Origin of the sequence: Lysinibacillus sp. NPDC047702 (assembly GCF_050272555.1) — a bacterium.
In the GTDB taxonomy this organism is placed as follows: Bacteria; Bacillota; Bacilli; order Bacillales_A; family Planococcaceae; genus Lysinibacillus.
In genome coordinates, this window is sequence record NZ_JBNNMG010000069.1 from 1 (window position 1) to 15,827 (window position 15,827).

At 36.4% G+C, this 15,827-nt stretch carries 14 protein-coding genes; 5 read left to right on the top strand and 9 right to left on the bottom strand.

The window, feature by feature from the left end:
- Positions 1-278: biotin carboxylase N-terminal domain-containing protein (locus ACQKIM_RS23210; protein WP_427548520.1), on the bottom strand; the 278-nt coding region annotated here is incomplete at its 3' end.
- Positions 279-412: 134 nt separating this feature from the next.
- The gene (locus tag ACQKIM_RS23215) at positions 413-2,089 is read right to left on the bottom strand and encodes an L-lactate permease (RefSeq protein WP_427548522.1); all 1,677 of its coding nucleotides are present in this window, start codon (positions 2,087-2,089) and stop codon (positions 413-415) included.
- A gap of 438 nt (positions 2,090-2,527) precedes the next feature.
- Here ACQKIM_RS23215 and ACQKIM_RS23220 point away from each other — a divergent pair, with 438 nt between their 5' ends.
- From ACQKIM_RS23220 to ACQKIM_RS23235, 4 genes are all read left to right on the top strand, one after another.
- Complete coding sequence (locus ACQKIM_RS23220; RefSeq protein ID WP_427548523.1) at positions 2,528-3,256, top strand: FadR/GntR family transcriptional regulator; 729 nt, start codon at positions 2,528-2,530, stop codon at positions 3,254-3,256.
- Positions 3,257-3,497: 241 nt separating this feature from the next.
- On the top strand, positions 3,498-4,214 hold the full coding sequence (locus ACQKIM_RS23225) for a (Fe-S)-binding protein (protein ID WP_427548525.1): 717 nt from the start codon (positions 3,498-3,500) through the stop codon (positions 4,212-4,214).
- 18 nt (positions 4,215-4,232) lie between these two features.
- Complete coding sequence (locus tag ACQKIM_RS23230) at positions 4,233-5,660, top strand: LutB/LldF family L-lactate oxidation iron-sulfur protein (protein ID WP_427548527.1); 1,428 nt, start codon at positions 4,233-4,235, stop codon at positions 5,658-5,660.
- On the top strand, positions 5,660-6,376 hold the full coding sequence (locus tag ACQKIM_RS23235; RefSeq protein WP_427548529.1) for a LutC/YkgG family protein: 717 nt from the start codon (positions 5,660-5,662) through the stop codon (positions 6,374-6,376). Before ACQKIM_RS23230 ends, ACQKIM_RS23235 begins: the two co-directional genes overlap by 1 nt.
- A 145-nt stretch (positions 6,377-6,521) precedes the next feature.
- Here ACQKIM_RS23235 and ACQKIM_RS23240 read toward each other — a convergent pair whose 3' ends face one another.
- Positions 6,522-7,808 (bottom strand): MFS transporter, encoded by a 1,287-nt coding sequence (locus ACQKIM_RS23240; RefSeq protein WP_427548531.1) that lies wholly within the window; start codon positions 7,806-7,808, stop codon positions 6,522-6,524.
- A 140-nt stretch (positions 7,809-7,948) separates the two neighbouring features.
- Here ACQKIM_RS23240 and ACQKIM_RS23245 point away from each other — a divergent pair, with 140 nt between their 5' ends.
- Positions 7,949-9,196, top strand: a complete 1,248-nt coding sequence (locus tag ACQKIM_RS23245) for a helix-turn-helix domain-containing protein (protein ID WP_427548533.1) — start codon at positions 7,949-7,951, stop codon at positions 9,194-9,196.
- 57 nt (positions 9,197-9,253) lie between these two features.
- Here the strand turns inward: ACQKIM_RS23245 and ACQKIM_RS23250 are convergent, their stop codons facing one another.
- The 6 genes from ACQKIM_RS23250 to ACQKIM_RS23275 form a co-directional block, all read right to left on the bottom strand.
- Positions 9,254-9,898: an HAD family hydrolase gene (locus ACQKIM_RS23250; RefSeq protein WP_427548535.1), complete on the bottom strand. Its 645-nt coding sequence runs from the start codon at positions 9,896-9,898 to the stop codon at positions 9,254-9,256.
- 113 nt (positions 9,899-10,011) lie between these two features.
- Positions 10,012-11,913, bottom strand: coding sequence for an endonuclease MutS2 (locus tag ACQKIM_RS23255; RefSeq protein ID WP_427548537.1), 1,902 nt, complete (start codon positions 11,911-11,913; stop codon positions 10,012-10,014).
- A gap of 569 nt (positions 11,914-12,482) precedes the next feature.
- On the bottom strand, positions 12,483-13,400 hold the full coding sequence (gene rarD / locus ACQKIM_RS23260) for an EamA family transporter RarD (RefSeq protein ID WP_427548539.1): 918 nt from the start codon (positions 13,398-13,400) through the stop codon (positions 12,483-12,485).
- Between the two features lie 126 nt (positions 13,401-13,526).
- A complete protein-coding gene (locus tag ACQKIM_RS23265) occupies positions 13,527-14,060 on the bottom strand; it encodes a hypothetical protein (protein ID WP_427548541.1) in 534 nt (177 codons plus the stop codon).
- A gap of 237 nt (positions 14,061-14,297) precedes the next feature.
- Positions 14,298-15,467: a toxic anion resistance protein gene (locus ACQKIM_RS23270; protein WP_427548543.1), complete on the bottom strand. Its 1,170-nt coding sequence runs from the start codon at positions 15,465-15,467 to the stop codon at positions 14,298-14,300.
- A 62-nt stretch (positions 15,468-15,529) separates the two neighbouring features.
- Positions 15,530-15,790 (bottom strand): hypothetical protein, encoded by a 261-nt coding sequence (locus ACQKIM_RS23275; protein WP_427548545.1) that lies wholly within the window; start codon positions 15,788-15,790, stop codon positions 15,530-15,532.
- Positions 15,791-15,827 lie beyond the last annotated feature (37 nt).

Genomic DNA, 15,827 nt, shown 5'->3' on the forward strand with positions numbered 1-15,827 from the left:
TCTACGTTTTCTGATAAAAAACCATACCCTGGATGAATGGCATCCACGCCCGCATCTTTCGCAATCGCGATAATGCCCTCAATATCTAAATAAGCATCAATCGGCTTTTTACCCGCCCCTACTAAATAGGCCTCATCTGCTTTAAAGCGATGGAAGGCACCACTATCCTCTCGTGAATAGATGGCTACCGTTTGGATATGAAGCTCCGTGCAGGCACGGAAAATACGAATCGCAATTTCTCCCCGATTGGCTACGAGAATTTTACGTATGAATGTCAATTGACTTCCCTCCATTTAGTAAGATTTTTTGATTATAAGATAAAAATTTTAATGCTTAGTCTCTTAGAAAAGAGAGAACGCTTCCAAGAGACTTTAGTTGTAAATCTTTCATATTTAAATAGACTGTTCATTTACTATGGAATCATCCAAGCTAGTACATTACTTTGTAAGTAGGTAAGAATACAAATAAATAACAGCAGCATAATACTATACTTTAAGGCAAAGCGCAGTAATTCTGATTCTCGTCCAACAAGACCAACTGCTGCTGCAGCCACTGCAATCGATTGCGGTGAAATCATTTTACCAGTTACACCACCCGATGAATTCGCTGCAAGTGCTAGTACCGGGTCCATTCCGACAGAATCTGCTGTAACCTGTTGTAGCTTGGCAAATAATACATTTGACGAGGTATCCGAACCAGTGATAAATACGCCAAGCCATCCTAATACAGGTGAGAAGAATGGGAATAATGCACCCGTTTTCGCTAACACTAAGCCAAGCGTCGTCATCATACCAGCAGTATTCGTAACATAGGCATAGCCAACAACACTACAGATCGTGATTAGTGGGAACTTAATCTCATTCAACGTTTCGAAAAATGTTTTACTCCATTCCCTCCAAGAAATCTTTAAAATAAATTTGGACACAATAGCCGCTAACAAGATAGCTGTTCCCGCAGCACCTAACAACTCTAACTTATAAACAGCAGCGATTGGATCACCGGTTGTACCATTCAATACTTGATTATGTAAGAAAGGCACTTCTGGCATAAATGTGAGAGCTTGTCCTAAGACATTTACACCTTTGAGTATCATATTTTCGCCTTCATAATGTCCTGTAAGTGCACTTTTAATCATTGGAATCCCCCAGCAAGAAATAAAGAGCGTTAAAATAATAAACGGGGACCATGCCTTCACAATTGCAGCTCCACTATAGGATTCATTGGTAGCCTTTGTAATAGGAACCTCTCGCTCTGAAGCAAAGCGATATATTGTTTTTGGTTGCCAAAATTTCATAAAAATCGCTAGTGCAAATAATGATACTAAGGCAGATAAAACATCTGGTAATTCAGGTCCTAAAAAATTGGAGCTTAAATATTGTGTAACAGCAAATGAAATCCCTGATACTAAAATTGCCGGCATAACTTCCCAAGCCTTTTTAAAGCCTGTCATAATGAAAATTAAAAAGAATGGAATAAAGACTGCTAAAAATGGTAATTGTCGACCGACCATTTTCGAAATTTCAAACGCTGATATACCAGTTGGACCTTCCATTGCCGTAATAGGAACACCAATTGCTCCAAATGCTACTGGCGCTGTATTAGCAATAAGACATAGTCCAGCCGCATACAAAGGATTAAAGCCAAGTCCAACCAATAATGCTGCGGATATGGCAACAGGTGCTCCAAATCCAGCAGCGCCTTCAAGGAAAGCCCCGAAAGAAAATGCTACGAGTAAAGCTTGAATACGTCGATCCTCAGTAATCGATAATACAGAATGACGAATAATATTAAAATTGCCTGTTTTCACTGTTAAATTGTATAGGAAAACAGACGTTACAATAATCCAGCCAATTGGTACCAGCCCATAAACCGCTCCTTGAGAAGCAGACATAATAGCTGTTGCTACTGGTACTTTAAAAGCAAAAACAGCCAACAGTAAGGACACAAGGAGCGTTGTTAAACCCGCCATATAGCCCTTCATTTTTTTTACCGCTAAAGCCCAGAAAAAATAAAGAATCGGAATTATTGCTACAGCGGCTGACCACCCAAGACTATCTCCAACAGCTGTGAAATTTTGTGTAAATGTCAAATTTCATACCCCCCATATAATTTCTCCCAAATTCATTTACGCCACACTATTACTCGGTATTTTCCACTCCTTTCAAGTCAATCACATTACCAGAAGGTTTTTCTGTCGATTCCGTTCCCTTCTTGTAGAAATAACTTCTAACAAAAGAAATACACTCTCGCTCACATGTTATTGTAATAAACCTTCAATTTTTTCTACTGCCATTTAAACAACAGAATATTAGGTCATCAGATGACCACATGATAAGATTATATTAACTATATTCTCAAAATTCAATATTTTTTTTGAAATCTTAAAATTCGACATTTAGAAAGCTATTTGCAGTCATTTCCTATAGTTCCATGCTATTTACACAAAGTATTCACGTTAAAGAGTAAGTAAATTACTTTTCTTCATGTATAATAAACATATGATTGAGCATAAATGAGGTGTAGCTCCTTGGAATTAAGAAAAATTAAACCGAAAAAAATATATGAGGAAGTATCCGAAATCCTGTATGAAAAAATTAGAGCTGGTGTACTGAAACCTGGTGATCGTCTTGACTCTGTAGAACAGCTTGCAGAACAATTACAGGTAAGTAGATCCGCTATACGAGAGGCACTTTCTGCTTTAAAGGCAATGGGACTCATTGAAATCAAACAGGGCTCAGGGACCTTTGTTAAAAGCATCCAGCCTAGCCAACTCGATTTCCCCCTTTCGACAGCGATATTAACAAATAAACAAGATGTCGCTCATTTATTAGAAGTACGCAAAATCATCGAAGTAGGTGCAGCTGCAAGCGCAGCTACCCATCGATCAGACGAAGACATTCAAGCCATGATTCAAATATTGGATGAAATGAAACGTGTACAAGGAGATGGCGAGCTAGGCGAAAAAGTTGATTTCCAATTTCATGCAGCAATTTCTAAAGCATCACAAAACCCCCTGCTTGCAACTATATTGGACCAAGTCTCAGGGTTAATGATTGAAACGATGAAAGAGACACGACGGATTTGGTTATACTCTAAAAAAACAACAAGTGAACAGCTATACGATGAACATATGCAAATCTTCCTTGCCATTAAACAACAAAATGAAGAGCTGGCAAAGCATGCTATGGCCTCCCATTTAAGCAATGTGGAAAAGGTTTTAATGCAATATTTTGAAACAACAGAATCAATGAAATAACAGTAGCTGCCTAGTTTTTATATAGGCAGCTTTTAAATTTTTCGAAAATTTATAATAAACACTTTTACTCATTTGAAAAGTTGTAGTATTATAAAAGCAATCTATTTGCTCAACAAAGTCATCTGATGACCAGTTGAATTATCAAAAACTTCAAGTCAATCGTAATTGTTTGAGCAGTGAATCTACCACTTATAAGATCTTTTCCAGTTAATGTAGGAGAAAATAAAAAGGAGCGATACTCATGAAAGTAACACTATTTGCAACTTGTTTAGTTGATATGTTTCAAGGAAATGTAGGAAAAGCTGTAGTTGAAGTACTTGAAAGACTTGGCTGTGATATTGATTTTCCAGAAAATCAAATTTGCTGCGGACAGCCAGCCTATAATAGCGGCTACATAAAGGAATCTAAAAATGCCATGAAAAAAATGATTACAGCATTTGAACATGCTGAATATGTGGTCTCTCCTTCAGGCTCCTGTGCGTATATGTTTAAAGAATATCCAGAGGTTTTTAAGGGGGACCCGATTTGGGAACAAAAAGCACAGGCATTAGCAGATAAAACCTATGAATTTACAGAGTTTATTGTCAATGTTTTAAGGATTGAGGACGTTGGTGCCCATTTAGAAGGCACAGCTACTTACCATACATCCTGCCATATGACACGCCTACTAGGAGTAAAAGAAGCACCACTTAAATTATTACGTCAAGTGAAGGGTTTACAGTATGTGGAACTGCCAGGAAAAGATCGCTGTTGTGGATTTGGCGGTACCTTTTCAGTAAAAATGGGCAACATCTCAGGAGAAATGGTTACTGAAAAAGTACACGATATAGCAGAAACAGGGGCAAATATCCTAATTGGCGCTGATGCTGGTTGTTTAATCAATATTGGCGGTCGAATTGATCGACAGGGAAAGCCAATTAAAGTAATGCATATTGCAGAAGTATTAAATTGCCGATAGATCAGAGGGGGAATAGGAATGGCAATGAAAACTAGTGACGATCAATTTAATCATCGAGTAACGAAGGAGTTAGAAAATACATTTATGCGTGGGGCTGTGTCAAGTGCACAGGAACGCTTTCAAACACGTCGACTTACACAGGCTGAAGAGCTTGGCCATTGGGAGGAATGGCGCTCTCATGGAGAAGAAATTCGTAAGCATGTACTAGCAAACTTAGATTTTTACTTATATCAGTTAAGTGAAAATGTTGCAAAAAGAGGTGGTCATGTTTACTTTGCACAAACAGCAACAGAAGCAACAGACTATATTCAAGGTATTGCAAAAAAGAAAAATGCTAAGAAAATCGTAAAGTCAAAATCAATGGTTACAGAAGAAATCAATTTAAATATTGCGCTAGAAGAGCTTGGTTGTGAAGTTATTGAAACAGATTTAGGTGAATACATTTTACAGGTGGATGATCATGAGCCACCATCTCACATTGTTGTTCCAGCCTTGCATAAAAATAAGGAGCAAATACGAGATGTTTTTAAAGAAAAACAAGGCTATGATAAAACTGAAAAACCAGAGGAACTTGCCCTCTACGTCCGTGAGAAACTTCGGAATGAGTACTTGACTGCTGATATTGGCATCACAGGCTGTAATTTTGCCATTGCAGAAAGTGGCTCTATTACACTTGTTACAAATGAAGGTAACGCAGATTTAGTGACTGCCCTACCGAAAACTCAAATTACCGTTATGGGCATGGAACGCATTGTTCCTACCTTTGAAGAGATGGAGGTACTTGTCAGTTTATTAACAAGAAGCGCTGTTGGTCAAAAGCTTACGAGCTATATTACAACTTTAACGGGAATAAAAGAAGAAGGCGATACAGATGGCCCAGAGGAATTCCATTTAGTCATTGTTGATAATGGGCGCTCCGATATTTTAGGAGGCGAATTCCAGCCAATTCTACAATGTATTCGCTGTGCAGCATGTGTCAATGCATGTCCAGTTTATCGTCATGTTGGTGGTCATACGTACGGTTCCATCTATTCAGGACCTGTTGGTGTTGTGCTCTCTCCATTATTAGGAGGCTATGATGATTTTAAAGAACTACCATATGCCTCCACATTGTGCGGGGCATGTACAGATGCTTGTCCTGTGAAAATTCCATTACATCAGCTTATTCATCGCCATCGTCAAGTAATTGTTGAAAACGAAGGAAGAGCACCTGTTTCTGAAAAACTACTAATGAAGGCTTTTGGTCTAGGTGCCTCCTCCCCTACCCTTTATAAAATGGCGACAAAGATTGCCTCACCTGCAATGTCACCATTTACTAAAGACAATAAAATCTCAAATGGTCCTGGTCCATTAAAAGCATGGACAGAAGCAAGAGATTTCCCTGCACCAAATAAAGATAGTTTCAGAAATTGGCTTAAGCAACGTTCTAAAGGAGGAGAGCACTAATGATAGGTACTATAGAAAATAGAGATGCCTTTTTATCAAAAATCGCCCAACAGCTTGGACGTACACCTAAAACTGAGCTTGCACAACCTATATGGCAATACCAGCCGCAAGAGCGTGTACTCAAAGATGCAACAAAAGATGAATTAGTAGAGGTTTTGGTGGAGCAATGTAAAAATATTCATACAGAGATCGTTCTGACAGATACAGCTAATCTCACAAAGGATTTACAAAAGGTCGTTGAAAATTATGGAGGTCATTCAGTAGTAACATGGAAAGATGAGCGTTTTGAGCGTTATGGCTTAACATCGCTTATGACAGAGCACTGGTCACAAATGGGCATTCAACTGTATGAATGGAACCCGGCACAGCATGAGGAAAATATTCAGCAGGCTGAAAAAGCAAATATTGGCATTACTATAAGCGAAATAACATTAGCCGAATCAGGAACTGCTGTACTTTTTAGCAGCAAGGATAAAGGTAGATCTGTTAGCTTCTTACCAGAAAAATCCATTATTTTAATTCCTAAAAGTACACTCGTTCCACGTATGACGCAAGCTGCCCGCTTCATTCGTAAAAAAATAAAGGACGGAGAGCAGATTGCCTCCTGTATTAACTTTATTACAGGACCAAGTAACTCAGCCGATATAGAGATGATTTTGATTGTTGGTGTACATGGGCCCATTAAAGCAACTTACATTGTCATTGAGGATCAGTAGATTAGCTATTGTTTTGGACTATCGCTGCTAATTTCAAATTCAAAATTGTATTGGTGCTGTCTTCTAGGTTTTCTACTGAAAAAGATAAACCAGACATTCTTTAAACTGAAGAATGTCTGGTTTTTTTCACTGCTTAATAGAAAACCTAATTTGTTACACTCTCAGTGACAATTTCTTTATTATAAAATTCTGGGTGTGCTTCTTTTAAAACGGAAGTTCGAAGCAAAACTAATGTAATCGTCACAATAATTGCACTAGTAGAGAGTAAAATAGCCGTTGCTGGTAATGTATCGTACAAAATTCCGTACACCATCATACCAATTGGCATCAACGACATAGCCATCGTTTCCATTAATCCAAATACACGTCCTCGATATTCTTCTGATATTTGTTTTTGCATATAAACACCAATAGGCATGTTAATACCCATTTCGAAGATTGCAAAAATAAAATAAATCACAATATAAAAAATCACAATCGTTAAATAAGATAATTTCATCAACAATGGAAATACAGCTAAGCTCAAACTACTTGCTAGTAGCAATAAGCTGATTTTAGAAAAACGTAGCGGTACTTTAACCTCTGTCCTTGTCGCAAAATAAATGGAGGCAATGAGCATACCAAAAGCACCAGAAGCTTCGATAAAGCCAAAATGTGTAGATTTTACTTTTAGTAATTCAATAATAATGTAAGTCCCTCCAACAACAATGGCAGAAAAGAATAAATTAATCCATAATGACATCCACATTACTGTTTTAATGACCTTTTGTTGTTTAATATAGTGAAAGCCGCTAGTAAGCCCTTCCCATATCTTTTCCTTTTTCACATCTTCTCCTCTTGTACTATAAAGATTAAAGTTCATCGTTGCTTCCAAGAGGAAAGCAATTGAATAGGCAATCATATTGACAATTAAAAATACCTTCATTGAGAAAAATCCATACATCATTCCCCCGATTACTGGTCCCCCAATTGCAGCGACAGACACCGATAATTGGTTAAATGACATGGCACGCTGTAATCGCTCTGGATTGACTAATGTTGCGATAGCTGATGAGAAAGTTACACCTGAAAAAGCGGAGCAAATCGTAATAAAAACTGTTGCTACATAAATAGCATAGACTGACATTCCTACTGTTTCTGTATAGAGAAGTAAGCCCCCTACTGTTAAAATCGTCCCTGCTTGCGCAAGTAGAATTGTGCGTTTTTTCGAGTAATTATCAGCTACATGACCAGCTAAAGGTGCAACAAGTGCTCGCGGTAATACTGAACAAATCATGTTGGTCGCAAAGCTTGTAGCAGACCCTGTCATGGCTAATATATACAAACTAATCCCAAAAGATAACACATTTGTCCCTAGCATCGCTATCAATTTGCTGGCTGTAAATGTCCATAAATGATAGGTCGCCTTTTTATATTTTGCCGCTTCATCCATTTTAAACCCCTCCAAATTTTTAACAAGATTAAAAAGTTTAATTTTATTAAACAAAATATATCACAACTTCTACTTTTCATGCAAGAAAAAGTTTAATATAATTAAACAAAGGACATATTATGAATAAAGGAGGCTAGGCAGTGAACTCTTTGGGCACACGTATTCGCAATTTAAGGAAGGAACGAAAATTAACATTAGAGGCACTTGCTGGTGATCGCCTTACAAAAGGTATGCTAAGTCAAATTGAAAATGATAAGGCTAAGCCCTCGATGGAAAGTCTTGAATATATCGCGGAGCGTTTAGGGGTAAAAGCAAGTGAATTACTGGAAGAAATAGCACCTTCTACGATACGACATCTTCTAGAGCAGGTGGAAATTTTCTATGCAGAAATACAGCTTGGTGATACAAAAAACCTGCAGCAAACCATAGAAATGATTAAGCCTTATGTAGAAGAGCTCCCACTTAGCTATGAAGCAGGTCGTTTACTTTATATTTACGCGGCAGCACAATATCTTGCTGGCGAAACGACATGGGAGTCACCACTCAAACGTGCACGCTTTATGTTTAAAGAAATTAATTTACTGAGTCATTGGTTTGAAACCTATGTATTACAGTCAGCCGTATTCATGGAAGATCGAAACTATAAAATGGCTTATTCCTGTATCTTACAGGCTAAGGAAGAAGTTGAGCAAGAAAATTATCAATTAGATTCACGAGATGCTGGAAAAATGGCTTATTATATTAGCATTTTTCAATTAGCCATCGGAGAACATGAAGCAGGTAAACAACTTGTTAAAGAGTCAATTGCCAATGCACATAAAAACCAATTTTATTATTATATTGATGATATGTATCGTATTGCAGCGTTCTGTGCCATGGTTGACAATGATTTCGAGCAAGCAGAGCATTTGATTACGAAGCTAGAGCAGTATCGTGTTTTTGTGGAGCAAGCGGATGTAGATGCTTTTATTTTCACATTACGAGCACATTATTATAACAATTACACTCATGATTATGAAAAGGCACTAGAGGAAATAGAGCGTTTTCGTCCACTTATGGATATGGGCGCAATTAAATTTGATAAAAACTTATATTATTGTGAAAAGGGTAAAGCCTTATACTTGCTAGGTCGATATAAAGAGGCTAAAGAAGCTTTTAAACATTTTACAAACATTCCTTCATTCATCCTACATCCATTTGATATTTTAGGCTTTAATGAATGCTTCTCCTATAAGGCACTCTGTTATGCACATTTTGGTGAGTTAACAACAGCCTACGAAATTGCAAAAATGGCCTATATGGATTCACAGGATTTAATCGATCTTCCGTATAAGCAAAAAATTGAAGAAACTTATAATAACATAAAGGCACAAATTAACACTGTGTAATAAAAATGACCTATTGTCACCAAATAACAATAGGTCATTTTTATTTTGTTTCATAAATTACTCATTTAAACTTAGTAAATTTGAAACTATATGTATACAAAAAGTCGGAGATTCTGCTAATAGAAGCTCTTCTGCATGGCTCCCCCAGGTTACAGCACAGGTCTTACAACCAGCTGATTTCCCCATCTGGATATCAAAAATAGCATCACCAATCATAATACTATCTTCAATTTCTATTTGATAACGTTCAACTAGTTTTAAAATACCATCTGGGTGAGGCTTATAATTTTCCACTTGATCTGAACCGATGTAATCTTTAAAAAATTGAGCAATTTCAAGTGTCTGTAGATTTCTTAAAAGCACATCTGTTTTTTTGCTTGAGACAACAAAGCATTGTTTTCCTTGATAATTGAGCTCTTTCAATACGTTCATCATATCAGGGAAAAGGATTAGGGAGTCATTTTCAAATCTTTTATATTCCTGTCGAAAGGTATCCAGTAACCTCTCGAACATAAAATCATCTAATTGTTCGGATAACATTTGTTTAAAAGACTGTTCAATGGGAATACCCATATAATATTCAATATCTTCTATACTTGGAATCTCAAGTTCTAGTATTTGAAATGCTTCCTTTGTTGCGAGAATACTGCATTGTTTAGAGTCAGCTATTGTTCCATCAAAATCAAAAATATATGACTTCATATCTTTTCACCTTTCTGCACTGTATAATCGTTATTTTACAAATTATACCACAAAATACCAACAATAAAAAAGGGTAGAGAAAAAAGTAATTTTCCTCCACCCCATCATAACCCTTACCTTTTATCCCTTCTCATTTCCTTCTGAATGTTGCGAAGAGCTTTTTTCGAACCACGCTCAATATCATGCTGAAGCTTGCGTTCTTTATAGTCCACAAATAATGTCTCCAAATCGTATTCTTCAGGATATAGTTCAGTTGCAGGTAGCTCTAATACCAAACGCTTGATATTTACCTCCATAAACTGTTCCTTATAAAACACTATAACATTAAAATAATTATCCATTTCTTTGTAAACAAGACCAACATCATCATAATCTAATAATTTTACTCGATCTCCTTTGGAAAATTTATAGACCGCTTTAGTGCTTGCTTTCCCTATGTTGGGTCTTCTAATTTTACTGTCATGAACCCGCTCTAGCTGATAATCCTTATTGTCTAAATAGTCCTTCGCTCTTTGTAATACTGTTTTTCGAATATTCATTTTCTGTGAAATCCAAAGCGCATTACTTTCTCCAGAGGCACCAATCATTAACTGATACAACGGCTCTAATGTTTCACTATTAAAGCGCATAGCCGCATTCATAAAATCGCTATGCATCTCAGAAAAACGTTTTATTTCACCATAATGGGTTGTGGCAACTGTTATGCAGCCCATATAATAGAATTCCTCTAAAATAGATATAGCTAATGCCGCTCCTTCGTTTGGTTCCGTACCACTGCCGATTTCATCAAAAAGTAATAATGTATGATTATTCGATGCCATCATAATGTCCGAAAGATTTTTCATATGGGATGAAAATGTACTAAGAGCATTTTCAATACTTTGATTATCACCAATATCTACAAAGATTTTATCAAATACAGCCATTTCGGTTCCTTTTTCGGCTACGATATGAAAGCCTGACATGGTCGCCAATGTTAAAAGACCTATCGTCTTAAGGACAACCGTTTTTCCTCCAGCGTTAGGCCCTGTTATAATCAAGCTCCGATAGTCCTGACCGATTTCAAACGTTAATGGCACCGCATTCTCTGCTAATAAAGGATGCTTACCATTGATTAATTTGATAAAGCCATAATCATTCAAGCTTGGCTCGATGCCTCCTACTTGCTTACTATACTTAGCTTTAGCAAAAACCATATCATACTGACTAATCAACTCCATATTAATCGTGATCTCTCGTATATTTTCCATAAGAAGCCCAGATAATGAGGCTAAAATCTGATATTCCTCGATAGCTTCCTCCGCTTTCAGAGTCGCCAACTCTACATTTAATTTTGCCACCGCACTTGGTTCAATAAAAACTGTAGCACCCTTAGCTGAAATCTCCACTACCGTACCCTGAATATGATTTTTATAGGATGCCTTAATGGGAATTGTGTAACGGTCATCTTTTTTACTAATAAAAAATTCTTGAATATAGGTTTTATTAGCACTACTATTTAAAAATTTCGTTAAGCGCTCTTTAATTTTTTCCTCTGTTGCTTCAATATGGTTTCGAATCCGTTTTAGTTCTCTACTAGCTGCTGAATCAACTCGATTAGCTTTAATCGCAAAATTAATCTCCTCTTCTATACTTTTAAATTCAGCCATTGACAAAGCATAGGATGCAAGAACTGGCGCAAAAAATTCCTTCTCCAACATAAATTTTTTAATTTTGCGACATCCCCGTAAAAAATCTGAAATGCTTATTAATTCACTAGGATCTAAAATAACGCCCTTTTCAAGCTTCTTGATGGTGCTGTCAATATTTGATACGCCTAAAAACGGAATATGCCCTTCTGCATCTAAAATAGCCCGAGCCTCTGTCGTTTCGTTCAACCGATTCCGAACAACAGATATGCTAGAACTTGGCTCTAATTTATCCAATAACTGTTTACCTAATCCACTCACACAGTAGCATTTCACATTTTCCTTCAATTCATTGTATTGTAACTTCTCAAGAGTAGTATAATTCATTGTTAATTGCTCCTCACTATGATTTTCTAGAATCATTCATGAAGATACCTATTCATTAGATAGCAATGATTTATATATAAATAAAACAATCATGAGTTTCTTACTTCCAACCCAATCATGATATAGTTTTTTTCACAGAAAAAAGCCGTGGGGATACCACAGCTTCCACATTACAAAGGCAAATGTAATAGGCATCATGAAAAAGACCTCATCAACATGAAGTTAGTCAGAGCATTACACGCTTTATAAAGTATTGTAGGTATCTTCATAGGTTTGAAATAAAAGCATGACCAAATAAGGGGTTCCTTTTACTATAAATCCCCTGTCATCAATCATTTTATTTCGATGTAATTATTCCTATTTAGAACCTACTACACTCACAAAAAGCACCTCTCAATAATTATCATTGTTATCTAATTTGTCATTATCTTACTATATGCTATAAAAAAAGTAAAGGTGCTTCCACCTACAGTTAAAAATACGAAGAAATGCTGTCAGGACTATTTAGCATAAAATACCTTATATAGGAATTTCTTGAATAGTTAAAAAGAAAAAACCTGTAGAAAATTCTACAAGTTCTTATAAGCAGATTTATGATGAGCCTTCCTTGTTTCGATGATTTTTGAGCCAGAAAACAATAGTAAGGCTGCCCAAATAATACTGAATGCGATTAGCTCTACTTGACTAAACGGCTCTTTATATAACACAATCCCTAAAATTAATACAATAGTCGGTGAGACGTATTGAATAAAGCCTAGTAAATAAAGCGGAATATTTTGTGCACCTTTTGCAAATAAAATTAAAGGTATAGCTGTCACTAAACCACTAACAATCATCAGGATGTCTGTTTTTACATCAACGTGTAAGAATGAGGCTTGTTGTGTGGTGAACAAATAGACGTAATAGCCTAATGCAATTGGTAAAATAAATAAAGTTTCTATAGCTAACCCTCTTGTGGCATCAAGTGTAATTTTCTTTTTCAATACACCGTAAATGGCGAAGGATAATGCAATAAGCAGCGCTACCCAGGGAACAGAGCCATAGTTAATCGATAAAATAATGACTGCAATAAAGGCAATTCCTGTAGCTACCCATTGTGCACGATTAAGCGTCTCTTTAAAAAAGATCACCCCAAAAATAACTGAAAGTAGCGGATTAATATAATAGCCTAAGCTCGTCTCAATTAAATGGTTATGTGTAACCGCCCAAATATATAAATACCAGTTCATAGATATTACAAAGGATGCTCCCGCCAATTGCCAGAAATGCTTTTGATGTGACCATAAATATTTTAAATCTGCAAGAAGATCCTTTCGCATGCCAAATAGGAATACTGCTATTACCGTAAAGGCAAAGGACCAAATGACACGTGATAATAAAATTTCCATACTTGGCACATGCTCAAGTAATTTCCAATATAGAGGAAAGGCACCCCAGAAGACATAAGCCAAGAACGCTGCCAAAACCCCTTTTTTTTCATTCGACATTGCCTCTAACTCTCCTACTCTTGCTGAAGTCGATAATGACTTTGCGTAATTCTTAAAGAATAGACTAATTATAGGACTTTGCTAGAGAACTGTAAATGCTGAATTTACTTCCTACTTAGATGAATGCTAAGCTTTACCTTCAGATTCAAGCTCAGAAATATATTTTCGCACCATACTATAGCTAATATCTGGGTTAATTTGTCGTTTAATACGAATATGGATTTCTTTAATGCCTACACCCTGCTCTCGCATATCACGAATCATGGATTTAAGTGGACCAGAAAGTGACTCTCTTGATAATGCTGTGTATTTACTTAATTCAATTAATAGCTCTGTATTTTGTCTGCGAAGCTCCTTCAGCTCATCAACTGCACAATTATATTCCGTCAGCTTTTTTTGTAATACCGCATTTTGCTGCTTTAATTTTTGCACTTCCTCCACTAGCTGTATATTTTGTTTTTTTAACAGTTTTCGCTCCTGCTCCAAAATATGATGTTTCTCATCTACATCTATATGCATGGCATTATACAGCTCTTCTATATGCATCAATCCCTGATAGCGATTTTGTGGTACGAGTATAAGCGTTTCCGTAGTATTAACAGCAAGTGCTCCATCTTTTAATGTTTCACAAGACAATCTAGTTGCATTCATTTTACTCATTATCGTTTCATCACTCCACTACTAAAATATTCGTGTAATGGTATTGCTTTAATAATCATCTATCCGCGCCCTTCTCATTTGATAATCATTCTCATTTATCTAATCATAATCACTATTTTCTTTTTTGTCAAAGACAATCCATTAGACATTTTCCAATAGATAAAAAGACAAGGGATTCCCTTTTAATATCCTACGCAAAGAAAAGCTTCTTGCAGAGTTGTGCAAGAAGCTTTCTGGTTACATTTTTTTCAGTTTTTCGTATTCAAGCTGTAGACGTTCTATACGCTTACGACCTTCCTCACGATTTCTCGCTGTCTCTGCTTGAATTTGCTTCGTTTCTTGAATACCAGCCATAATCGTTTGCCATGTCGTTTCAATTGTTTCGATTTTTATGCTTGGGCTACCTGCTACACGTGCGATATTCACACTATTTTTACTAATATTCTCTGCATTTCGTACTAGCATTTCATTTGTACGACGGTCCAGCTCACTCATTGAATCTGAAATAAGCTTTTGACGTTTTAATGTTACGGCATGGATAAGTCCTTGCTTAAAGATTGGTATAGTTGTAACAAATGCAGAATTAATTTTAGCAATTAAATGATTATTCCCTTGCTGCATCAATCGAATTTGTGGAGCAGATTGGAATGAAACTTGCTGTGCCATTTCAAGATCATAACGACGTTGCTCTAGAAGATCCACAGCACGAAGCAATGTTTCATATTCCATTGCTGCTAATTGATCACCAGTTTGAGCTTTTTGTTCAAGCGCTGGTAATGATGAACGCACTTCATCAGTTCTTACCTCAATCGCTGCAACATACTTACTCAATGTTTGGAAGTAGTCTAAATTTTGATCATATAGATTCTCGAGATCAACCGTATTACGTTTCATCTCAACTTCATATTTTTGTATCTCACGATAGATTACATCCACTTCCTTATTCATACTATCATATTTGGATAGGAATTTTTCTAATTGTTCCTTTCCTTTCGAGAATAGCCTTGTAAGGAAGCCTCCCTTTTTGTCCTCCGCAAAATCTTGAGGATCAAATTTATCCATAATTCGATTTAAATTATTTAATAATACACTTGATTCCTCAAGCTTACTCGTTTTCATTGTTGCTAACATTTTATCTGAAAAAGTCGAAATGCCATTCGCTGTTTCTTTTCCAAGCTCTAGCATAGCAATTTGGTCTTTTACATCAATTTTTCGAGCTAATGTATGAACCTCAGGATCCTGCTTTAACGCCAACTGATTTTGAGCAATTTGAGAAAGCTCCTGCTCAGAAACAAGTACTGGTTTTTGCTCCTGTTCCACCTTTACTAATGGATTGGGCTGTAATAAAGGATTTTCTGATGCGAATGGATCTTTCGATTTTAATAGGTCGTTGTTGAATTCAGACATATTGATTTACCCCCTGCGATTTATCTTCTAATATTTACGATTACATAACGAAAAAGTTTCATTTATTCAAGCATTGCAAAAAATGAGTTAGTCAATCTATAGGAACCCTCTGAGTGCTCTAGTTGAAATCTATAATTTTTAGGGTTAGAAATATCGACAAAAACCTGCAATTGCTCACGATTATTCAAGATTGAGACTAAATCATCACTCTTAGGTACCTGTTGCTCAAGCTTGACAAAAAACAGTTCCTTCTCATCTGGTGATGCTGGACGAAAATTTGAGTTTTGTTTTAATATAGCATCTATTTGTGCTTGCGATAACATAGCCTCAACCCCTTTCATAAATTATAGCTTGTTTTAC